This is a genomic window from Nonomuraea rosea, from assembly GCF_039539705.1.
Classification (GTDB): domain Bacteria; phylum Actinomycetota; class Actinomycetes; order Streptosporangiales; family Streptosporangiaceae; genus Nonomuraea; species Nonomuraea rosea.
In genome coordinates this window covers 51,576-72,514 of sequence record NZ_BAABDQ010000005.1, presented here as the reverse complement: position 1 = coordinate 72,514, position 20,939 = coordinate 51,576, and the positions used below count along the sequence as shown (strand labels likewise).

General features: G+C 72.0%; 21 protein-coding genes. 11 read left to right on the top strand and 10 right to left on the bottom strand.

Annotation, left to right across the window (positions count from 1 at the left end):
- The first annotated feature begins 50 nt into the window (after nt 1-50).
- Genes ABEA43_RS14145 through ABEA43_RS14135 form a run of 3 tightly spaced genes read left to right on the top strand, consistent with a single transcriptional unit; the run spans nt 51 to nt 4,283 of the window.
- Nucleotides 51-1,154, top strand: a complete 1,104-nt coding sequence (locus ABEA43_RS14145; protein ID WP_345561880.1) for a C39 family peptidase — start codon at nt 51-53, stop codon at nt 1,152-1,154.
- A gap of 4 nt (nt 1,155-1,158) precedes the next feature.
- Entirely contained in the window at nt 1,159-3,024 is a 1,866-nt protein-coding gene (locus tag ABEA43_RS14140) for a S9 family peptidase (protein WP_345561878.1), read from the top strand.
- Nucleotides 3,021-4,283, top strand: a complete 1,263-nt coding sequence (locus ABEA43_RS14135) for a M20/M25/M40 family metallo-hydrolase (RefSeq protein ID WP_345561876.1) — start codon at nt 3,021-3,023, stop codon at nt 4,281-4,283. The genes ABEA43_RS14140 and ABEA43_RS14135 overlap by 4 nt, the downstream gene beginning before the upstream one ends.
- A gap of 42 nt (nt 4,284-4,325) precedes the next feature.
- On the opposite strand, the gene ABEA43_RS14130 is transcribed toward ABEA43_RS14135, so the two are convergent.
- Nucleotides 4,326-5,855, bottom strand: a complete 1,530-nt coding sequence (locus ABEA43_RS14130; RefSeq protein ID WP_345561874.1) for an FAD-dependent monooxygenase — start codon at nt 5,853-5,855, stop codon at nt 4,326-4,328.
- A gap of 97 nt (nt 5,856-5,952) precedes the next feature.
- Between ABEA43_RS14130 and ABEA43_RS14125 the strand changes: the two genes are divergently transcribed.
- Both ABEA43_RS14125 and ABEA43_RS14120 read left to right on the top strand, forming a co-directional pair.
- Complete coding sequence (locus ABEA43_RS14125; protein ID WP_345561872.1) at nt 5,953-6,609, top strand: TetR family transcriptional regulator; 657 nt, start codon at nt 5,953-5,955, stop codon at nt 6,607-6,609.
- 62 nt (nt 6,610-6,671) lie between these two features.
- A complete protein-coding gene (locus ABEA43_RS14120) occupies nt 6,672-7,274 on the top strand; it encodes a TIGR03086 family metal-binding protein (protein ID WP_345561870.1) in 603 nt (200 codons plus the stop codon).
- Between the two features lie 74 nt (nt 7,275-7,348).
- On the opposite strand, the gene ABEA43_RS14115 is transcribed toward ABEA43_RS14120, so the two are convergent.
- From ABEA43_RS14115 to ABEA43_RS14090, 6 genes are all read right to left on the bottom strand, one after another.
- Entirely contained in the window at nt 7,349-8,311 is a 963-nt protein-coding gene (locus tag ABEA43_RS14115; protein ID WP_345561868.1) for a hypothetical protein, read from the bottom strand.
- A complete protein-coding gene (locus ABEA43_RS14110; protein ID WP_345561866.1) occupies nt 8,308-9,174 on the bottom strand; it encodes an ABC transporter ATP-binding protein in 867 nt (288 codons plus the stop codon). Before ABEA43_RS14110 ends, ABEA43_RS14115 begins: the two co-directional genes overlap by 4 nt.
- Nucleotides 9,171-9,563 carry a GntR family transcriptional regulator gene (locus tag ABEA43_RS14105; protein WP_345561864.1) on the bottom strand — a complete coding sequence of 131 codons (393 nt, stop codon included), beginning with the start codon at nt 9,561-9,563 and terminating at the stop codon, nt 9,171-9,173. The genes ABEA43_RS14110 and ABEA43_RS14105 overlap by 4 nt, the downstream gene beginning before the upstream one ends.
- 62 nt (nt 9,564-9,625) lie before the next feature.
- Nucleotides 9,626-10,369 (bottom strand): DUF427 domain-containing protein, encoded by a 744-nt coding sequence (locus ABEA43_RS14100; protein ID WP_345561863.1) that lies wholly within the window; start codon nt 10,367-10,369, stop codon nt 9,626-9,628.
- A gap of 226 nt (nt 10,370-10,595) precedes the next feature.
- The gene (locus ABEA43_RS14095) at nt 10,596-11,183 is read right to left on the bottom strand and encodes a hypothetical protein (protein WP_345561861.1); all 588 of its coding nucleotides are present in this window, start codon (nt 11,181-11,183) and stop codon (nt 10,596-10,598) included.
- A 228-nt stretch (nt 11,184-11,411) separates the two neighbouring features.
- On the bottom strand, nt 11,412-11,879 hold the full coding sequence (locus ABEA43_RS14090) for an adenylyltransferase/cytidyltransferase family protein (RefSeq protein WP_345561860.1): 468 nt from the start codon (nt 11,877-11,879) through the stop codon (nt 11,412-11,414).
- Between the two features lie 207 nt (nt 11,880-12,086).
- Here ABEA43_RS14090 and ABEA43_RS14085 point away from each other — a divergent pair, with 207 nt between their 5' ends.
- The gene (locus tag ABEA43_RS14085) at nt 12,087-12,572 is read left to right on the top strand and encodes an ATP-binding protein (protein ID WP_345561858.1); all 486 of its coding nucleotides are present in this window, start codon (nt 12,087-12,089) and stop codon (nt 12,570-12,572) included.
- A gap of 265 nt (nt 12,573-12,837) precedes the next feature.
- On the opposite strand, the gene ABEA43_RS14080 is transcribed toward ABEA43_RS14085, so the two are convergent.
- Nucleotides 12,838-13,809 carry a helix-turn-helix transcriptional regulator gene (locus ABEA43_RS14080; protein WP_345561856.1) on the bottom strand — a complete coding sequence of 324 codons (972 nt, stop codon included), beginning with the start codon at nt 13,807-13,809 and terminating at the stop codon, nt 12,838-12,840.
- A 217-nt stretch (nt 13,810-14,026) separates the two neighbouring features.
- Between ABEA43_RS14080 and ABEA43_RS14075 the strand changes: the two genes are divergently transcribed.
- From ABEA43_RS14075 to ABEA43_RS14055, 5 genes are all read left to right on the top strand, one after another.
- Nucleotides 14,027-14,389 carry an arsenate reductase family protein gene (locus tag ABEA43_RS14075; protein WP_345561855.1) on the top strand — a complete coding sequence of 121 codons (363 nt, stop codon included), beginning with the start codon at nt 14,027-14,029 and terminating at the stop codon, nt 14,387-14,389.
- Complete coding sequence (gene thrS / locus ABEA43_RS14070; protein ID WP_345561853.1) at nt 14,386-15,774, top strand: threonine--tRNA ligase; 1,389 nt, start codon at nt 14,386-14,388, stop codon at nt 15,772-15,774. Before ABEA43_RS14075 ends, thrS begins: the two co-directional genes overlap by 4 nt.
- Before the next feature lie 88 nt (nt 15,775-15,862).
- Nucleotides 15,863-17,845: a TRAP transporter permease gene (locus tag ABEA43_RS14065; protein WP_345561851.1), complete on the top strand. Its 1,983-nt coding sequence runs from the start codon at nt 15,863-15,865 to the stop codon at nt 17,843-17,845.
- Nucleotides 17,842-18,792 carry a TAXI family TRAP transporter solute-binding subunit gene (locus ABEA43_RS14060; protein ID WP_345561849.1) on the top strand — a complete coding sequence of 317 codons (951 nt, stop codon included), beginning with the start codon at nt 17,842-17,844 and terminating at the stop codon, nt 18,790-18,792. The genes ABEA43_RS14065 and ABEA43_RS14060 overlap by 4 nt, the downstream gene beginning before the upstream one ends.
- Before the next feature lie 26 nt (nt 18,793-18,818).
- A complete protein-coding gene (locus ABEA43_RS14055; RefSeq protein ID WP_345561847.1) occupies nt 18,819-19,274 on the top strand; it encodes a DUF1850 domain-containing protein in 456 nt (151 codons plus the stop codon).
- On the opposite strand, the gene ABEA43_RS14050 is transcribed toward ABEA43_RS14055, so the two are convergent.
- Nucleotides 19,252-20,220, bottom strand: coding sequence for a magnesium transporter CorA family protein (locus ABEA43_RS14050; RefSeq protein WP_345561845.1), 969 nt, complete (start codon nt 20,218-20,220; stop codon nt 19,252-19,254). The two genes, ABEA43_RS14055 and ABEA43_RS14050, sit on opposite strands and share 23 nt — an antisense overlap.
- Entirely contained in the window at nt 20,220-20,927 is a 708-nt protein-coding gene (locus ABEA43_RS14045) for a DUF72 domain-containing protein (RefSeq protein WP_345561843.1), read from the bottom strand. Before ABEA43_RS14045 ends, ABEA43_RS14050 begins: the two co-directional genes overlap by 1 nt.
- Between the last annotated feature and the right edge of the window lie 12 nt (nt 20,928-20,939).

Below are 20,939 nucleotides of genomic sequence, written 5' to 3'. Positions count from 1 at the left end.
GATCATCACCGACACAATCGGGCCGGTACGTAAACCATCCGATGTGCGACATGGAGTACGAAAGCACAATGTGGCTGGTGCTCACCGTCGATCTCGCCCGCGTCGCCTACACCCGCCTGCCCGTGCCCGGCGGCCCAAAAAGCACGGCAGGCACGGCAGGCACGGATGACGGTGTGTGGGTGGGTGAGGAGTGCCCGATCGGGTTCGCGGCGACCCAGCTCGTGCCCTCGTGGACCGCGCGGACCCCGCCCGGAGCCTGGATAGAGGTCGCGCTGCGGGCCACGACCGCGGCGGGCGCCCGTACCAAGTGGTATGTCATGGGACGGTGGTCCGAGCACGGCGATCCGCGCACGTCGGTGCCCGGTCAGGGCGACGAGGACGGGGACGTGGCGGTGGACACGTTCGTGGCCAGGCGGCCGGTGGTGGCCTACCAGGTGCGGGTCTCCTGGCACGGCGCGGGCGCCCGGGTGACCGGCCTGGGCGTGATGGCCTCGGCGGTGCCGCAGCGCCCGGTCGTGCCGAGCGTCGCTCCTCCGGCGGAGGCCGTGGAGCTGGCGGTGCCCCGGCACTCGCAGCACACGCACGCCGGGCACCACCCGCAGTGGGACGGCGGGGGCGCCAACTGGTGCAGCCCCGCCTCCGTGGCCATGGTGCTCGGCTTCTGGGAGCGTGGCCCGGCCCCCGGCGAGCTGGCCTGGGTGGGCGACGGCGATCCCGCGCCGGCCGTGGACCACGCGGCCATGGGCACGTACGACGAGAGCTACCAGGGCACCGGCAACTGGCCGTTCAACGTGGCGTATGCCGGGCGTTTCGGGCTGAGCGGGTTCGTGACGCGGCTGCGGTCGGCGGTGGAGCTGGAGCAGTTCGTACGGGCCGGGATCCCGGTGATCACGTCGCAGTCGTTCAAGGTGCACGAGTTGCCCGGCTCCTGCTACTCCACCAACGGCCACATCCTGGTCGTCACCGGTTTCACGGCCGAGGGCGACGTCGTCGTGAACGATCCTGCCGCGCCGGTCGAGGCCGAGGTGCGCAGGGTCTACCCGCGGGCCGCGTTCGAGAACGTGTGGCTCAGGAGCTCGGGCAGCGGCGGCATCGCGTACATCCTGCATCCGCCCGAGCACCCTCTTCCTCCCTGTACCAACGGCAATTGGTGAATTGATGAGCATTCGACCGATCGACGTGGCCCGTACCGACGGCGGCCCCCAGTGGGTGGAGGCGGTGGCCACGCCCTCCGGCGTCGAGGTCTGGTGGGACGAGCCGCGCCCGCACGAGGGCGGCCGGCGCTGCGTGGTGCGCCGCCTGCCGGACGGCTCCCGCACCGACGCGCTGCCTCCCGGCTGGAACGCGCGCAACCGGGTCATCGAGTACGGTGGCCGCTCCTGGCGGCCCCTGCCCGGCGGCGGCCTCGTCTTCACGAGCTGGGCCGACCAGCGCCTCTACCGCCTCGACGGCGCGGAGCGCTCTGTTCCCGTGCCGATCACGCCGGAGGGCCGGGCCCGGTACGCCGACCTCTATCTCCCGCCGGGCCGCGGCGAGGTGTGGGCGGTGCGGGAGACGGACGACGTACGCGACCTGGTGGCGGTGCCGCTGGACGGCGGCCCGCTCAGGGTCATCGTCAAAGCCCACCATTTCCTGATGAACCCCCGTATTTCGCCCGACGGGCGGTATGTCTCCTGGATCGGCTGGGACCACCCGAACATGCCCTGGGACGGCACCGAGCTCTGCGTGGCCCCGATCGGCCAGGACGGCACGGCCGGCCCGCACCGGGTGGTCGCCGGCGGCCCCGAGGAGTCCGTCGCCCAGGCCGAATGGCGGGACGCGACCACCCTGTACGCGGCCACCGACCCCACCGGCTGGTGGAACATCCACCTCGTCACCCTGGACGGCTCGCCCGGCGGCAACCTGACGCCGATGGAGCTGGAGTTCGGCGGCGCGGCCTGGAAACCGGGCATGAGCTACTTCGCGGTCGCGGAGGACGGACGCCTGGCCGTCGTGTACGGGACCGCCGACCACCGCCGCCTCGGCGTGCTCGACCCGGGCACGGGCGACCTGCGCGAGCTCGGCGGCGAGGCCACGCACTGGTCCTCGACCGTGTCCGTGGCGGGCGGGAAGGCGGCGGCCGTGGGCGCGACGCCGTACACGCCGCTGGAGGTGCGGCTCGTCGACCTGGACTCGGGCGCGCACGAGACCGCGTCGGCGCCGAAGCCGCTGCCGCGGCGCGACCTGCTGCCCACCCCGGAGGCGGTGACGATCGAGGGGGTGCACGCGCACCTCTACCCGGCGTCCGGGGTGCAGGGGCCCGGCCCGTACGTGATCTTCGTGCACGGCGGCCCGACGGGCAACCTGCCGGTCATGCTGGACCTGGAGATCGCGTACTTCACGAGCAGGGGCCTGGGCGTGGCCGTGGTGAACTACGGCGGATCGACCGGCTACGGCCGTGCCTACCGTGAGCGGCTGCGCGACCAGTGGGGCGTGGTGGACGTCCAGGACTGCGCCAAGGTGGCCAGGGGCCTGGTCGAGCTGGGCCGGGCGGACGCCGCGAAGATCGCCATCCGGGGCGGCAGCGCGGGCGGCTGGACGACGGTGGCGGCGCTGGTGCACAGTGACGTCTTCGCGGGCGGGGTCGCGCACTACGCGATCACCGACCCGGAGAGCTGGGCGGCCGAGACGCACGACTTCGAGTCCCGCTACCTGGACGGCCTGGTGGGCCCGCTGCCCGAGACGCGGGAGCGCTACGCCGAGCGTTCCCCGCTGCTGAACGCCTCCCGCGCGTCGGGCCCGTGCCTGATGCTGCACGGCCTGGAGGACGCCATCGTGGACGTGAGCCAGGCCGAGCGCTTCACCGCCGAACTGGACAGGCATGGCAAACAGTGGGCCCTGCTGACCTTCCCCGGCGAGCAGCACGGCTGGCGCAGGGAGGAGACTATCGTCGCGGTGCTTGAGGCTGAGCTGGCCTTCTACGGGCTGATCTTCGACATGGAGACGCCCGGGGTGCCGCCGTTGACTCTTAAGGGGAGAGCGTGAAGAGCGTTGCCGAGATCTGCTCGGATCTGATCAGGTTCGACACCACCAATCCGGGCTCGGGAGAGCGGCCGGCGGCCGAGTACGTCGCCACGCTGCTGGCCGACGCGGGGCTGGAGCCGGTGGTGTTCGAGTCGGCGCCGAAGCGGACCACCGTCGTGGCCAGGATCGACGGCGACTCCCCCGACGCGCTGCTCGTGCACGGCCACCTGGACGTGGTGCCCGCCGACCCGGCCGAGTGGCGGATGCACCCGTTCTCCGGCGAGATCGTCGACGGCTGCGTGTACGGCCGGGGCGCGGTCGACATGAAGGGCTCGTGCGCGATGACCCTCGCCACCGTGCTCGACCTGGCCGCCCGGGGCGTACGGCCCAAGCGGGACCTGGTGCTGGCGTTCCTGGCGGACGAGGAGGCGACCGGCGACCACGGCTCGCGGCACGCGGTGACCGAGCACCGGGAGCTGTTCGACGGCGTGAGCGAGGCGATCAGCGAGTCCGGCGGCTTCAGCGTGGCTTCGGGCGGGCACCGCGTCTACCCCATCGCCGTGGGCGAACGCGGCACCGCCTGGATGAAGCTCACCGCGCACGGCGTGGCCGGGCACGGCTCGCGTCCCCCGGTGGACAATCCGGTCGCCACGCTGGTGCACGCCTTGTCGCGGGTGGCCGCCCATCAATGGCCGGTACGCCTGACGCCGTCGGTCGCGGCGCTCGTACGAGACCTGTCGGAGATCACCGGGCAACCGATCGACCTGGACCGGCTCGACGCGGAGGCGGCCCGGCTCGGCCCCCTGGGCGGCCTGTTCAAGAGCCAGATCCGCAACTCCGCGAACCCGACCATGCTGAACGCCGGCTACAAGGTCAACGTGGTGCCCTCGACCGCCGAGGCGCACGTGGACGGGCGCTACCTGCCCGGGCTGCAGGAGGAGTTCCTGGCGACGATCGACGAGCTGCTCGGGCCGAAGATCACCCGGGAGTTCGTCAACCTGGAGGACGCGCCCGGCGCGCCGTACCCGTCGGCGTTCTTCGACGAGCTGGCGGGCTCGCTGGTGGCCGAGGATCCGCTGGCCAGGCCGGTCCCGTACGTGATGAGCGGCGGCACCGACGCCAAGTCGTTCGCCAGGATCGGCATCAAGGGGTACGGCTTCGCGCCGCTCATGCTCCGGCCCGATCTGGACTACTTCGGGATGTTCCACGGCAAGGACGAGCGGGTGCCGGTGGAGGGCCTGGAGTTCGGCACCAGGGTGCTGACCCGGCTGCTCACCTGACGGGCGGGCGTCACCGGACGGGCGTCACCGGACGGTCGAGCGTCATTGGGCGGCGGGCGGGCCGAACCAGGTGGTGAGCGCGTCGCCCAGGCCGTCGCGCTCGCCCGTCCATGCGACGTAGCCGTCAGGGCGTACCAGCAGGACGCCCGTGCCGGCGGGGACGGCGGCGCGGGCGATCCGCACGCGGTCGCGATGCCCCGCCGCGACGGCCTCCAGCCCATCGCCGGGCGATCCTGCCCCGTCCGACAGATCGACCACCAGCCCGCGCCCGTCCTCCAGTGACGTCGCGAGCGTCCGCGTCCCCTCAACCCCCGGCACCCGCACCTCCACCGCCGGCGCGAACCGGCCGACGCGCGGATCGGGCGACCCGGGCGCGTAGTTCGTCTCCGTCCCGTCGGCCATCCCCGCGAAGTGCTCCCTCGTCTCCGGCAGGTTCAGCGCCTCCGACAGCACCTCCCGCAGCGCGTCCACCTGCGCCCCCGGCCGCATCAGCGCGACCTGGGCCTTGGTGTTCCGCAGCACCCTGGCCGCCACCGGATGCCGCTCGGCGGTGTAGCCGTCCAGCAGGCCGGCGGGCGCGAGCCCGCGCGCCACCAGGGCCAGCCGCCACCCGAGGCCGACCGCGTCCTGCAGCCCCAGGTTCAGCCCCTGCCCGCCGATGGGTGAGTGCACGTGCGCCGCGTCCCCCGCCAGCAGCACCCGCCCCTTCACGTACGTCTCCGCGTGCCGCGTGTTGTCGCTGTAGCGGATGCCGGTCACCAGCCGGTCGACGACCACGTCGAGCCCGGTCACGCGGCGGATGCTGGCCTGCAGCTCGGCGGCCGTCATCGGCGCGTCCCGCTCGTCCGGCCCGCCGTCGAACTCGATGGTCGCGATCTCCCCCGGCACCAGCGACAGGTTGACCAGGCCGCCGGGAGAGCGCAGCGACGAGGACAGCGCCTCCGGGTCGGCCAGCTCGGCCACGGCGGTCCGCCCCGTCATGGTCGGCGGCGTCCCCTCGAACGCGAACCCCGACCGCTTGCGCACCACGCTGCGCCCGCCGTCGCACCCGACCAGGTAGGAGCCCCGCACGGTCCGCCCGTCCGCGAGCGTGGCGACGACGCAGGACTCCTCCTGTACGACGTCCGTCACCTCGCTGCCCGCCAGGATCCGCACGCCCATCGCGGCGGCGCGCTCGGCGAGGATGGCCTCCAGGCGGTCCTGCCTGAGCATCAGATATTCGGCGCTCCCGCTCTCGTCCAGCAGCGGCAGCCCCGCGAAGTGCCCTCTGACCATGCCCTTCTCGAGCACCTCGACCATGAGGGCGACGACGTCGGCCCCGGCCGGCTCGCGGCGCTCACCGCGCAGCTCGCCGAGCATCGCCCACTGCGCCTCGGCCACCGGCGCCGCCAGCCCGCGCAGGGCCAGGGACTGCACGCTGCGGGCGTTGAGCGAGCGCAGCCCCAGACTCCGCGTACGGCGCTCCTCGCCCGTGGCCGCCTCCAGGACCAGCGGCTCCGCGCCGCCCAGCTTGAGCTCGCACGCCAGCAGCAGCCCGACGGGCCCGCCGCCGACGATGATCACGTCGGTCATCTTCCGATCTCCTTACTTACAGCGTATGCTTACGTCGTAAGTAGAGCACATACACCGTAAGCTTTGTCAACACGGAAGGACGAGAGGAGCACGGGGCATGGCACGGCGCGAGCCGCTGAACAGGGACAAAGTGCTGGACGCGGCTCTGGAATTGGCCGACGAGGAAGGGCTGGACGGTCTGTCCATGCGGCGCCTGGCGAAGTCGCTCGGCGTCGAGGCGATGTCGCTCTACAACCACGTCTCGAACAAGGCCGACCTCCTCGACGGCCTCGCCGAGCGGGTGTTCAGCCAGGTCGAGCGGCCCGATCCCGAGCTAGCGTGGCCGGAGCAGGTGCGCCAGGTGACGCTGAGCATGTACCGCGTGTTCGCCCGCCATCCGGTGGTGCCGATGATCCTGGTCACCGACCAGTCGAATCCGACCTCCGTACGCGCGCTCCAGCCGCTCGACGACCTGGTCGGCGCGCTGTTCGCGGCGGGGCTCGACGACGTGGGCGCGTGGCGGGCGCTGGGCGCGGTGAACGGGCTGCTGTTCGGGTCGCTGATGCTGTCCACCGGCGGGTTCGCCGGCGATCCCGGCGTCCACGCGGGCGGGCACCAGGTCGGCGCGTACATCCGCGAGATCGACCCGGCGGTGCTCCCGCACTTCAGCAGGCTGCTCCGGGGGACGCGGGCAGGAGTTGACCCGGCGGCCGACTTCGAGCACGCGCTGGGCGTGCTGATCGAGGGGCTCGTGGCCGAGGCAGCTCGCGCCTGAAACTTGTGGAACAAATCATTCCGTTCTGATAGAGTGGAGACACCACGAAAGGGGGCTCACCGATGAGCAACTCCACTGTCAGCGGCTGGAATGTCCTGGACGCCGCGCACGAGGCCCTGCGCCAGGCGGTCGCCGGAGTGCCGGCCGGCGGCTGGGACCTGCCGACGCCATGCGAGGGCTGGACCGTCACCCAGGTGCTCCAGCACGCGGCCGGCGACCAGATCGGCTTCGCCTCCGCGCTCACCGGCGAGCCGGGGCCCTCGTTCAACCCGTTCGACCCGTCGGGCGAGCGGGTGGCGGACCCCGCGGCGTTCGCCGAGGACGCGATCGCGCGCTCGGCCAAGGCGTGGGCGGGCGTCGACCGGGACGCCGCCGAGGTGCCGACCCCGGTCCCGCCGAACAAGATGTCCCCGTGGGCGGGCTCGACGGCCTGCGCGCTCGACGCGGGCGTGCACGCGTGGGACATCGCCGTCGCGACGGGCCGGCCTTCGCCGCTCACGCCCGAGCTGGCCCGGCCCCTGCTCCAGGTGGCCAAGGAGATCGTCGAGCCGCTGCGCGGGTGGGGCGCCTACGCGGCGGTGCTGAAGCCGGCGGCGGACGATGACGACGTGGCCACGCTCCTGCGCTACCTCGGCCGCGACCCCCACTGGACCCCCGCCTCCTGAGGCCAGACCACGCCCCTCGCGAGGAACGGCCTCGCGAGGGGCGCGTTTCGAGGGGCGCCTTGCGAGGGCCGCGGTCAGCCGGCGCGCCTGATCGTGCGGCGGACGGCGAGGCCGCCCAGCGCCGCCGAGGCGACCGTCAGGATCCCCGCCTCCGTCCACTGGAACCGCCAGAACCGGCTCGGCGGGTGGTAGTACACCGCGTACCGGTACCCCTTGCCGAACAGGCACGCCTGCCACGCCTCCGCGTTCCTGCTGCTCTGTCCAGAGTCCACCCGCCGCGGGCAGCCGCTCCCCACCGGGTCCGCGACCTCCTTGCCCGAGGGATCGACCCAGGTCGCGCTCACCAGCCGGATGTCGGCGCCCTCCAGCACCACGGAGTCCCGCAACTCCACCCGAGCCGGCTCGGCATAGTGGTCGCTGGCCGCGAACAGCACGAACATCGCCGCCGCCACCCCCGCCACGACCACGGCCATCGCGGGCAGCGTACGCCGGAACAGCGTCCCCGCCGCCGTCCCGAGCGCGAACGCGAACAGCCACCACGCGGCCGGCGCCACGCCGACCATGTTGAACACGCCGGGGTTCCCGAACGAGGAGTCGATCCCCTCCCTGAACACCGGCCGCCACAGACCGACCATCAGCGACAGCAGCAGCCCGCCGGCCACGACCGCGCCGCCCAGCACCGAGAGCTTGACCGCCAGCCAGCGCCCGACGGGCACGGCCTGGGTCCAGGCCAGGCGGTGGGTGCCGCGTTCGTACTCGCGGCCGATCAGCGGCGCTCCCCAGAACGCGCCGATCAGCGCGGGCAGCACCAGCGGCATCCAGCCGAAGATCGAATAGACGGCGTCGTAGCGCTCCCCCAGCGCCGCCGCGAGGTCCCCGCAGGCCAGGGCGGGTCCCGGGCAGCCGGGCGGGGCGTGGCCGGCGACGTACAGGCCGGCCTCCACCGCCGAGCCCAGCAGCAGCGCGCCGAGCAGCGCCAGGAAGGCGGCCGTCAGGAGGATCTGCGCCCGGTGCTGGCGCCAGGTCAGCCAGATCACGCGCCCACCCCCGCCAGGGCGGGCAGCGCCGCCGACTCGGGGCTGCGCAGGTAGGCCATCACCAGCTCGTCCAGGCCGGGCCGCCGCGCCTGCCAGCGCGGGTCCAGGACGGGCGTGCCCCTGACGACCAGGACGGCCTGCCTCCCCGTACGGCTCGCGCTCACGACCGCCGCCCCGCTCGACCCCCCGCCCGCCGGCCCGTCGGCCAGCTCGGCCGGCCCGGCCAGCACCAGGTGCCCTTCGAGCAGGTCCTCGATGTCGCCGCTGACCTGGAGCCGCCCGCCGTTCAGCACGACGAGCCAGTCGCAGGTCTCCTCCAGGTCGGAGACGACGTGCGAGGACAGCAGCACGGTCAGCTCCCGCGCGGCCACCTCCGCCATGATCGTGCGCATCACGTCGTGCCTGGCCAGCGGGTCCAGGTTGGCCAGCGGCTCGTCGAGCACGAGCAGGTCGGGCTGCCTGGCCAGCGCCAGGGTGAGCGCCACCTGCGCCTGCTGCCCGCCCGACAGCCTGCCCACCTTGCGGTCGAGCGGGATGCCGAGCGCGCTCAGCCGGTCGAGCGCGGCCTGGTCGTCCCACCGGTTGTTCATCCGGCGGCCGAACACGAGGGTCTCGGCGACCGTGAAGCTCTCGTACAGCGGCTTGTCCTGCGCCACGAACGCCACCTCGCCCTGCACCCGCACACTGCCGAGCGCGGGGCGCAGCAGGCCGACGGCGGCGTGCATGAGCGTGGTCTTGCCCGCCCCGTTGGGCCCGACGAGCGCGGCGACCCGCCCGGCGGGGACGGACAGCGAGCAGCCCCGCAACGCCCAGGAGCGGCGGTAGCGCACGCCGAGCCCGGCCGCCTCCAGTGCGGGCCTCACGCCACGCCCTCCTTGGCCGAGTCCGCGAGGACCGCGGTGAACAGCGCCCGCAGATCCTCCTGGTCGAGCCCCGCCGCGACGGCCTCGCTCACCCACTGCTCCAGCCCGCTCCGCAGGCGGGTGTGGTCGGCCAGCGTCGCGCCGCCGATGGCCTGCCGCACGAACGTCCCCATCCCCGGCCGCGCCGCCACCAGCCCCTCCCGTTCCAGCTCGCGGTACGCCTTGAGCACGGTGTTGGGGTTGATGGCCAGGCTTTCGACGACCTCGCGGGCGGTGGGGAGCTTGTCACCGGGCCGCAGCGTGCCGAGCCTGAGCGCCTGTTTGACCTGGTGCACGAGCTGCAGGTACGTGGACACGCCCGAGCCGCGGTCGAGGTGGAACTCGATCACCAAAACACCCTTTCACTAATCGATTAGTGAAAGGGTGTTAGATACGGGCGCCGCTTGTCAACTCAAGAGAACTTGGTCTTCGGACGCTCCAGCAGCTCGCCGTCGAGGTAGATGTCGAGCTTCTCGTTGTAGAACGCCACCAGCCCGGCGACCCGCTCGCTCTCCGGCAGCGGGGTCGGGTAGGACCAGGCCAGGTCCTCCTTGCCGTTGACCTTCCAGTACTCCGCGGTGCCCTTGTAGGGGCAGTGGGTCACGGTGCCGGTGTGTTCGAGCAGGTCGAGCCGTACGTCCGTCTTCGGCAGGTAGTAGCGGGCGGGCAGATTGGTCTCGAAGAGGATCCGCGGGCTCCGGGAGTCGGCCACGGTGACGCCGTCCACCTCGACCCGGACGTGCCGCGAGCTGGGCAGGATGTCCACCCGGGTGTACGGGTCGCGCGGGTGGAAGTAGACCTGCTCGTCCTCCTCGAACCAGGCGTCCATCGCGTCCCACTCGAACCGGACGTGACCCCGGATCTGCTCCAGCGGCGAGTCGGGGTAGACGAGCGCCGCGTCGGCGGCCTCCCCGGTGCCGGACGTGACCGTGTAGAGGACGGCGTCGCCCCGGCTCGGGGAGTGCTTCGTGGCCCCCGTCGCCTTGAGAGCGGACTCGTCCACGTCCTCCAGCGGGATGTAGTAGGCGGGGTAGTAGGGAACCTCCCACACGAGCAGGGCGGAGGTGGTGTCGGCCACCACCCGGCCGCCGAGGTAGGTCCTCACACGCTTGGCCGTGCGCTCGACGCGTACCCGGCCGCGGTTCGTGGCATCCATGCTCGCGAAAACCTCCGCGACGACGCCCCTATTCCACCCCGGCCCGCACCCTCGCGCCCTGCGGCGGCGCAACCCCGCCGCCCCACGCACGGTCACCGTCTCACTACGGAACCGGGCCCGGGAGCGGGTGGCGGGCCAGGCCGCGCGCTTGAACGGGCCGGGAGCGGGTGGCGGGACGGGTCGAGGCTATGGGGTCGTGCAGGGGCGGCAGTACGAGCGGCGCTGTCTATCCGATGCCGAAGGCGGCAAGGGTCGCCCAGGTCGTCAGGGTGCCGACCACCGCACCCGCGAGCACCTGCGCCCACGTGTGGTGCGTGAGGCGTACCCTGGCCCAGCACACCAGCCCCACGACGGCGGCACCGGCGAGAGCGGCGGGCCAGGCGGGCAGGACGTGGGCGAGCACCACGACGGTGCCGGCGGAGACGGCGGCGTGGAAGGAGATCTTCCAGCGCAGCGTGATCGGCACGGTCACCGCCAGGGCGACCAGCATCGCGGTCACGGTGGCGACCAGCAGCGTCGGCGCGCCCATCACGACCAGCAGCGCCAGCGCCACCAGAACGGCCGCGACCGCGGCGAGCAGCGGGCCGGTGCGGCGGGCGCGGTCCACGATGTGATGCGAGTCGAGGCGGCCCGAGCGCACGCCCAGCGCGATCACCGCCGCCGGCACCCCGCCGCAGAACGCCGAGGCCACCAGCCCCCAGGCCGCCCCGCTCCACCCCTGGGCCAGCAGGCCGACGGCGGGCGGCATCGCGATCACCAGCACTTGGGGTGCCAGCAGATTCGTCACCCGTTTCGCTACGAGGTCGGCCGTCATGTCACGAAAGATTACGCGATCATGGCAGCCATCCCGCCCTCACCCCGCACCACCCGCGCGTCCCGCAAACCAGCCCCCCAATCCGCCCACGCACCCGCCCGGAGGGTGTCGGCGCGTTGAGAGGGGACGCACTTGAGGAGAGCCCGACCCGAAAAGAGGCGGACGCGAGGAGAGGCGGACGCGAGGAGAGGCGGACGCGAGGAGAGGCGGACGCGAAGAGGGGCGGGGTCAGCCCTTTCCTGCTGCGTTCACGATGCGCGTGGTCGAGCGGTCCGGGATGGCCGCCAGCTCCCAGCACTCCGCCCCCAGGATCGCCGCCGCGGCGGCGCGGCCGCCCGCGTGCGGGTCGCCGGCCGTGTGCGCGAGCGCCCCCGGCCGCATCGGTGCGAGCAGGTCGATGTACTCCTCGGGCCCGTGCGCCTCGGGCGGCCCGGTCACGATGAACACGCCTGCGACGAAGCGGAGCGCGGCCAGCACCTCGGCGCGCTCCGCGGACGGGTTGAACGGCCGCGTCGGCCCCTTCCACGCCCGTACGCGCGGATCGTCCTCGACCCCCACGACGAGCGGCAAGCCGCGCTCGGCCACCTCGCCCAGATAGCGGACGTGGCCCACATGCAGAATGTCGAAGACGCCGGTCACCACCGCCGCCCCCGGCCTCTCGTACGGCTGCACCCAGACGGCCTCCAGGCTGCTCACGCGACCTCCCCCAACGGCCGGGCGAGTAGGCTGCTGTGCACGCTTCGCTCCCCCACGGGCCTAGACGACTCGTCGATCGCAGCGTACTCGGTCGGCGTCCTGGGTCGTGCAAGCGACCTTGGGAAAGGCCATTCCTACCTTTTCGCGATAATCTCTGCCCCCCTCCTCGAGCGTCTCATTACGTCACCGGATTTGGGGGAGGTCGCCGTGGCGCCGGACTTTCACCGCGTCGAAAGGGTCGATGGGTCCGAAGGACGCGAGGGGCGTGAGGGAGGCGACGAGCCCGAGCCGGGCAATCTCGTGGTCCGGCTGCCGGGCGTCCCGTCCCAGGTGTCCAGGGCCAGAGGACTCGTGACGGCCGCGCTGGGCCGCGACCATCCGCTGTACGACGACGTGGTCCTGCTCACCAGCGAGCTGGCCACGAACGCGATCCTGCACACCAGGTCCGGCGCCGGGGGCTCGTTCACGGTGACCGTGTCCCGTTCTGAGACGATGGTCCGGGTGTTCGTGTCGGACGGCGGGGCCGACGGGCCGCCGTGCGTGTGCCGTACGAGCACGCAGTCCACCAGTGGGCGCGGCCTGCCGCTGATCGAGGCGCTCAGCCACCGCTGGGGCTTCACCCGCGAGGCCGGCACGACGACGGTCTGGTTCGAGCTGCTGCAGGCGCGCGTCCCCGCCGGACTGGCCGTCTGACCAGCGAGGCCAGGGCTCTGCGCCCCAGGCCCAGGGGCGCTCTGGCGGAAGTCGGCCAAGCCGATCGCCGGAACCGAGCGTCCGAATCGGCCGACCCGAGCCAGCCGATCGGCTCAGACGACTGGGCCAGATGACCGAGCCAGATGACCGAACTGGACGATCGGCCCTAACGACCGAATCGGCCGACCGGACCGGAGCCCTCGGTCAGGCGCCTCAGCCAGGTCGGCCAGATGCCTGAGGCACGCGACCGGATCAAGGCGGCGGGTCAGGCGTCCAGGCGGCACAGGCCCTCGGCGAGGGCCTTGGTGGTGAGGCGGGTGCGGCTGTCGCAGCCCAGCTTGGCGAAGATGTGCTCCAGGTGGGTGGTGACCGTGCGGACGCTCAGCACGAGCGCCGCGGCGATCTGCGGGTTGGAGTCACCGGCCGCCACCCTGGTGAGCACGTCGAGCTCCCGCCCCGTGAGGTCGTACGGCAGCGGGCAGGGCCGCTCGGCGGCGATGGCGCCCTGCAGCGCTCCCTGGAACCCGACCCCGGCCCGCAGCAGCCGCATCTCGTGCCATCGGCCGTCGCGGCCGAGCCAGCGCCCGTGCCGGCTCAGCTCCCGCGAGTCGATGAACGCCCGCGCGAACCCGGCCATCGCCGGATCGTCCCACAGCGCGGCCGACGTCTCGTGCCCGGGAACCTCGCGCCGCGTCCCCCGCCGGTCGAACGCGACCGCGCGGAAGTCCGTGGGCAGCCCCACCGGGTCGATCACGCACCTGGTCAGGTCGGTGACGTGCGCCAGCATCGGGCTGACCGCCGCGACGAGCGCCCCGGTCAGCCGCGGGAAGGCGTCCTTGGCGGCCAGGTGCAGCAGACCCGTGTAGCGCCCCTCGTTCAGGAACAGCGGCGCCGTCAGCCCGGCCCGCCACCCGTAGGGGGCGAGGTGCCGGCGGAAATATCGCTCCGTGCCGGGCTCGGGCATGCGCACCGGTGCCCTCGTGGCCATGGCCGTCCGGTACGCCTCCAGCCCGGCGTACTCCTCCGCGGCGTCCCGGTCGATGCGCCGATGCCCGTCGGAGACGACGCTGTGGTGCCGCCCAGTGGCGGGGTCGAAGGCGACGAACTCGTAGGCGTCGAGCGGGACCACGCGGCGCAGCGCCGCCATCGCCCCGTGCGCACCACTGCCGCCCGCCACCTGGTAGCCGACCTCGGCGAACGCCTGCAACTGGCAGACGTCCAGGGTGATCTCGGCCACGGTTCTTTATATCATTGCCCGAATTTGCCCAAAGCTTGACCGAATGCGGCAAGACACGAAATTTCCGGCACCGGTCCCCCGGGTGCCCGGCGCCGCTCACACGCGCGGCGCCGGGCTGGGGTAGGGCCGGGGCCGGTGAGGGCCTCCCAGGCAGGCGACAAGTCCCGCCGGACCCGAGGCTCGGCGGGGCGGCGGTCGGTGCGGAATCATCGAGGGCATGGAAATCTGGATCAACCCAGCCTGCTCCAAGTGCCGCTCCGCGCTGTCGATCCTCGACGCCGAGGCCGCCGGTTACACCGTGCGCCGCTACCTCGACGATCCGCCGTCGGAGGCGGAGATCCGCGCGATCCTGGACCGGCTCGGCCTCGAAGCATGGGACATCACCCGCACCGGCGAGAGCGTGGCCGCCGAGCTGGGGCTGTCCGGGTGGCCCCGCGAACCGGATCACCGGGACCGCTGGATCGCCGCGCTGGCCGAGCACCCGATCCTGATCCAGCGGCCGATCATCACCGCGGACGACGGGACAGCGGTGGTCGGACGCTCTGAGGAGGCGGTGCGGTCGGTCCTGCCCCCCGGATGAGTCCCCGGATGAGCCGTCCCATTGAGCCGTCCGAACGCCCCCCGTCCAAAAGGCGGAAGCGCGGAAAAGGGGCCGGGTGTTATCGTCGGTTGCATGCAGCGCGCTCACGTCACGACGACGCCGGACACCGTCCCGGCGCGCTGAATCCATGCTTCCCGGGCGAACGCCCGGGGACCTGGTCGTTCGCCCTTTCCAGGCAAAGGACGATCATGAACGACCATCGCAGGCTCGGCCGTGAGCTGGGCATCTTCGACACCGACCCGCTGATCGGCGCCGGGCTCCCCTACTGGCTGCCCGCGGGCGCGGCGGTGCGCAAGGCCGTCGAGGACTACGTGTACGAGCTCGAACGCCGCAACGGCTACCAGCACGTCAACTCCCCCGTGCTCGGCAAACGGGAGCTGTACGAACGCTCCGGCCACTGGGCGCACTACGCGGAGGACATGTTCCCGCCCATGAACGTGGGCGGCGAGGAGTTCGTGCTGCGCCCCAGCCTGTGCCCGCACCACGCGCTCATCTACCGCTCGCGCCCGCGCAGCCATCGCGACCTGCCGCTGCGCATCGCCGAGCTGGGCGGCATGTACCGCTCCGAGCTGTCCGGCGTGCTCGGCGGCCTCACCAGGGTGCGGGCCATCCAGCTGAACGACGGCCACGTGTTCTGCCCGCCCGAGCGGACCGCGGAGGAGGCGTCGGCCGCGCTCGACCTGATCGAGGCCGCGCACGCCCAGCTCGGCATCGAGGCCGCGCGCTACCGGCTCTCGCTGCGCGGCGAGGGCGCGAAGTTCGTGGACGACCCGGAGATGTGGGCGCGCTCCGAGGCCGTGCTGCGGGAGGTGCTGAAGGAGCGCGGCAGGGCGTACGACGAGGAGCGCGGCGAGGGCGCCTTCTACGGGCCGAAGATCGACATCCAGATCGCCGACCCGGCGGGCCGCGAGGCGACCCTGTCGACCGTCCAGGTGGACCTCTACCAGCCCGAGCGCTTCGACCTGCGTTACGTCGGCGGCGACCGGCCTGTCATGGTGCACCGCAGCGTCGTCGGCGGCCTCGAACGCCTGGTCGCGCACCTCATCGAGGTGCATGGCGGCGCGTTCCCCGCCTGGATGGCGCCGGTGCAGGCGGTCGTGCTGCCGCTGTCGGACGCCGAGCTGCCCGCGGCAGAAGACCTGCTGCGCCGCTGTGTGACCGCGGGGCTGCGGGCCGAGCTGGCGCCCGCCGGCCGGGGCAGCCTCGGGGCCAGGATCAGGGCGCACCGCTTGGTGCCGTACCAGCTCGTGGTGGGGCCACGCGAGGTGGCGGGCGGCGAGGCGTCGGTACGGCTGCGCGACGGCACCCAGGCGGGCGTGGTGCCGGTCGAGCGGCTGGCGGCCGAATGTCTGCCGCAATTGTGAGCTGGACCGCAAATATGGGTGACGGACTCTTCCCAATTCCGGTAAACGGCTCGTAAAGTCCCTGCAACGCCGTGTCGGGGAGGACGTCTTGACCGAACTGAGCGACCGCGAGGCCGAGCTGGTTTCCGCCCACGAGCAGGAACGACCGGCGCGGCAGCTCGGCGGGGTCCTGCGGCTCTGCGTGTGGGTCGCCGGCGGGTTGCTCTCGGTTTATTCGCTGGTGGTGGTGTTCCGGCCGATCGAGGCGCTGGAGCATCGGATGACGTTCCTGGCGGTGGCGTTGCCGCTGGTCTTTCTCTGCTACCGCTCGGGAATGGCGTCGCTGGCCCGGCGGCTCCTCCGCCGCGAGGAGCCTCCGGCGAGCCCGCCGCAGGAGGGCCCGCGGGTGGAGTGGCCGGGCGTCGCGGACTGGCTGCTGGCCGCCGCCGCCCTGGCCGTGCTGGTCTACCCGCTGCTCGACATCGACGGCTTTCGCGACCGCGGCTCCGGGGCCGCGCTGACGGATCTCGACATCGCGGCCGGGCTGGTGCTGACGGTGCTGCTGCTGGAGGCGGTACGGCGAACCGTCGGATGGGCACTGACCATCATCTGCGCAATTTTCCTGCTTTATGCCTATTTCGGGGCATATCTGCCTATTAACTGGACGATCGGGCATCGCGGCTTCGACCTCGGGCAAATCGTGTCGCAGCTCTACACCGGCACCGAGGGCTTCTTCGGCGTGCCGATGCAGGTCGCCGCCAGCTACATCATCCTTTTCACCATTTACGGCGCCGTCCTCGATTATTCGGGCGCGAGCCGCTTCTTCATCGACCTGAGCTTCGCCGCCTTCCGCAAGTCCCGCGCCGCCCCCGGCCGTACCGTCACCATGGCCGGCTTCCTGCTCGGCACCGTCTCGGGCTCCGGCGTGGCCACCACGGTCAGCCTGGGCAGCGTCGCCTGGCCGGTGCTGCGGCGGGCCGGCTATCCGCGGGAGCCGGCCGGCGGCATCCTGGCCGCCGGCGGCATCGGCGCCATCCTGTCGCCGCCCACACTGGGCGCGGCGGCGTTCATCATCGCCGAGTACCTCAGGGTCGGCTACCTCGAAGTGCTCCTGTACGCGACGATCCCCACGATCCTGTACTACCTCGGCATCTTCCTGGCCATCGAGATCGACTCGCGCCGCTTCGGCACCCACGCCGTGCAGGTGGACGCCCCCAAGGCGGGCCGGCTGCTGCTGCGCTTCGGCTACCACTTCAGCTCGCTGATCCTGATCATCGTGCTGATGGCGCTGGACAGGTCGGCGTTCCAGGCCGTGGTGATCGCCACCGCGGTCGCGTTCGCGCTGTCGTTCCTGGACCCGGAGCGTCGCATGGGCCCCAAGCGCGTCGGGCAGGCGCTGGCCAAGGGCACCCTGGAGGTGCTGCCGGTGACCGCGGTGTGCGCGGCGGCGGGCATCATCGTCGGCGTCATCACGCAGACGGGCCTCGGGCTCAACCTGAGCGCGATCATCGTCGACGCCGCCGCCGGGAACCTGATCCTCACCACGCTCATGGCGGCCGTCGCGGTCATGCTGCTGGGCCTGGCGGTGCCGGTGACGGCGAGCTTCATCATCGCCGCCGTGATCATCGGGCCGGCGCTCACGACGCTCGGGGTCACGCCGGCCGAGGCGTACATGTTCGTCTTCTACTACGCCGTGCTGTCGGAGGTGAGCCCGCCCACGGCCCTGTCGGCGGTGGCGGCGGCCGCGATCACCGGCGGGAACACGTACAAGACGATGATGATGACCTGGCGTTACACGCTGCCGGCGTTCCTGGTGCCGTTCGCGTTCGTGCTGACGCCGAACGGCCAGGCGCTGCTCGGCCAGGGGCCGATCGGCACCGTGCTGCTGATGACCGCCGTCTCCGCGCTCGCCGTGGCGGCGCTCGCCATGGCGACGGGCGGGCTGAGCGGCCTGCCCGAGCGGGTGCTGGCGGCGGTGGCCGCGGTGCTGCTGCTGTTCCTGGAGCCCGTCCCCATCGGCTCGGGCCTGGCCGTGCTGGCCGTGGCCGCTGCCGTGCACCTCGTCAGAAGAAGGAGAGAGGACCCAGCGTGAAGCGGATCTTTGCGATGATCGCCGTGGCCGCCGTGGCGGTCGCGGGCTGCGGCGGCGGGGGCGGGGGCGGCGGCGCGGGCAACCGGCTGTCGATCGCCACGGGTGGCACGACGGGCGTCTACTACGTCTACGGCGGCGGCCTGGCCAAACAGCTCTCCGCGAACATCGCCAACACCCAGGCCACCGCGTCGGTCACGTCGGCCTCGGTCGAGAACATCAAGCTGCTGGCCTCCGGCAAGGCCGACATCGGCTTCTCCCAGGCCGACACCGCGGCCGACGCGGTCAACGGCAAGGACACCTTCACCGCCAAGCAGCCGATCAAGGCCATCGCCCGCATCTACGACAACTACGCGCACGTCGTGGTCGCCCCCGGCGTGACCGCCGCCAAGGTCGCCGACCTGAAGGGCAAGCGCGTCTCGCTCGGCCCGGCCAACTCCGGCACCCAGGTCGTGGCCAGGCGCATGCTGCAGGCGGCCGGCCTGGACCCCGACGCCGACATCACCAAGCAGCAGCTGTCGATCAACGAGTCCGTGCAGGCCGCCAAGGACGGCACGGTGGACGCGTTCTTCTGGGTGGGCGGGCTGCCCACGGCGGGCATCACCGACCTGGCCACCAGCAAGCCCGACATGAAGCTGCTCGACACCGGCGACGTGCTGGAGAAGATGCGCGCGACCTACGGCGAGCAGTACGTCCCGCTCGACGTGGACCTGAGCACGTACAAGCTGTCCGGCACGATCAAGACCGTCGGCATCGCGAACGTGCTCCTGGTGCCGGACAAGATGACCGACCAGCTCGCGTACGACATCACCAAGACCCTGTTCGAGAAGAAGGCCGAGCTGTCGGCCGTGCACCCGGAGGCGAAGAAGCTCGACGTCAAGCTGGGCCAGCAGGTGGCGCCGGTCGAGCTGCACCCGGGCGCCGCCCGCTACTACAAGGAGAAGGGCTGACCAGGCTGCTCCTGGCGCTCGCGGCGGTGCTGGCGCTCGGCTCCGGCGGCGGCGCCGGGCGCCTGACCCTGAACGGCCTGCCGGTGCGCGGCGCCTTCGCGATCGGATACGTCCATTCGGTCTACCAGGCGCCGTCGGCCGAGGTGTTCACGGTGGAGGGCCGCCGGTTCACCATGCGGGCGATCGTCTCCACCAGCCAGGGCGTGCTCGACTACTACGCGGTCGAGGGCGATCGCACCCGTACGCGGGACGGCCTGTGGGTGCTGCGCCTGGCCGCGCCCGCCTCCTACGGCGAGCTGTCGCTGCTGACCACCTCGATCGGCCGCAGGACGCTGCTGTCGGGCGAGCGCTGCCTGGCCCTCTACCCCGCCACCGGGGCCGCGCAGGTGCGCCTCGCGGTCCTGCTCACGGCCGAGGTCCGCGGCGAGCCGTGCCCGCCGCCGTTCGACCGGCTCGCCCCTACAGCCAGTCTTTCCGTTTGAACACCGAGTAGAGCCACACCGACGTCACCGCTATCAGGACCGAGGACGTCCAGAACCCCCACGGCTCCCCTGATCCCGGATAGGGCACGTTCTGGCCGTAGAAGCCGGTGATCATGGTGGGCACGGCGATGATCGCCGCCCAGCTCGTGACCCGCTTCATGATCTCGTTGAGCCGGAAGCCCTGCTGGGCGAGGCGGGTCTCGCGGACGTTCGCGAGCGTCTCGCGGATCGACTCGACCCATTCCGTCACCCGCAGCACGTGGTCGTAGACGTCCGCGTAGTAGGGGGCCAGCACGGGGTCGGCGACGAGCTTCTGATCGCGGCGGAGCAGGGTGCCGACCACCTCGCGCATCGGCATCGTGACCTTGCGCAGCGTGGCGGTGTTCCTGCGCAGGACGAACATGCTGCGCTGCAGCTCCTTGCCGTACGTCACCTGCTCCTCGAACAGCGCCTCCTCCAGCGCCTCCGCCTGCCCGTCGAGGTCCTGCACCAGGTCGAACTGGGTGTCCACCACGTAGTCGAGCAGGCCGTGCAGCAGGAACGTCACGCCGTGCCCGGCCAGGCTGGCGGCGGCGTCCCAGCGCTTGACCACCTCGCCGATGTCGAAGTGGTCGCTCGCGCGCACGGTGACCAGGGCGTTGCCGGTGACGAAGACGTTCACCTCGACGGGGTCGATCCGCCCGTCGTCGAAATGGACGCCGTACACGGTGATGAACAGGTGGTTGTCGTAGACGTCCACCTTCGGGCGCTGATGGTCGGTGACCACGTCCTCCACCGCCAGCTCGTGCAGCCCGAGCTCCTCGCCGATCACCGCGAGATCGTCCGCCGAGGGCGCGCACAGGTCGAACCAGACCGTGTTGTCAGGGTCGCCGACGTGATCGGAGACCTCCTCGACGGGGAAGCCCTCCTTCTCGAGGACGCCGTTGCGATAAAGACGCGTATGCACTAGGCGAGTCTGGCAAATCGGATGGCGTTTCGCACGGCCGCTCCTCCTGGATCGTTGTTGAAGTACACGTAGGCGTCCTGCCAGCCCGCCTCCCCGACCCGCCGGGCCCAGGTCTTCAGCGCGGTCTCGCCGTACGCGAAGCCCGCTCTTCCCTCGTGCAGGCGCACGTAACCCCAGTCCGCCGTACGCCAGAACGGGCTCTGCGGCCTGCCCTTCCGATCCGCCCAGCACAGGGCGGCCGCGTGCGCGCCGAGGATCTCGCGCACCTCGCCGGTCCACCACGAGGGGTGGCGCGGCTCCACGGCCACCCGCACGCCGTCGGGGAAGCAGCCCAGGCACCGGTCGAGCCGGCCGGGGTCGGCCTGGAGGGTGGGCGGGAGCTGCAGCAGGATCGGCCCCAGCTTCTCCTTCAGCGCGGACGCGGCGCTCATCAGCCGCTCCACCGGCTCCTCCGGGTCGGCCAGCCGCTTGATGTGGGTGAGGAACCTGCTGGCCTTGACGGCCATCACGAACCCGTCCGGCGTGCGCTCGCGCCAGGCGGCGAACGTCTCGGGCGACGGCAGCCGGTAGAAGGCGTTGTTGCTCTCGACGGTGCAGAACGTATCCGCGTACGTCTCCAGCCAGAGCCGCTGCGGCACGCCCTCCGGATAGAGGACCCCGCGCCAGTCCTTGTACTGCCATCCGGAGGTGCCCACCTGCCACGTCATGGCGTTGGACTA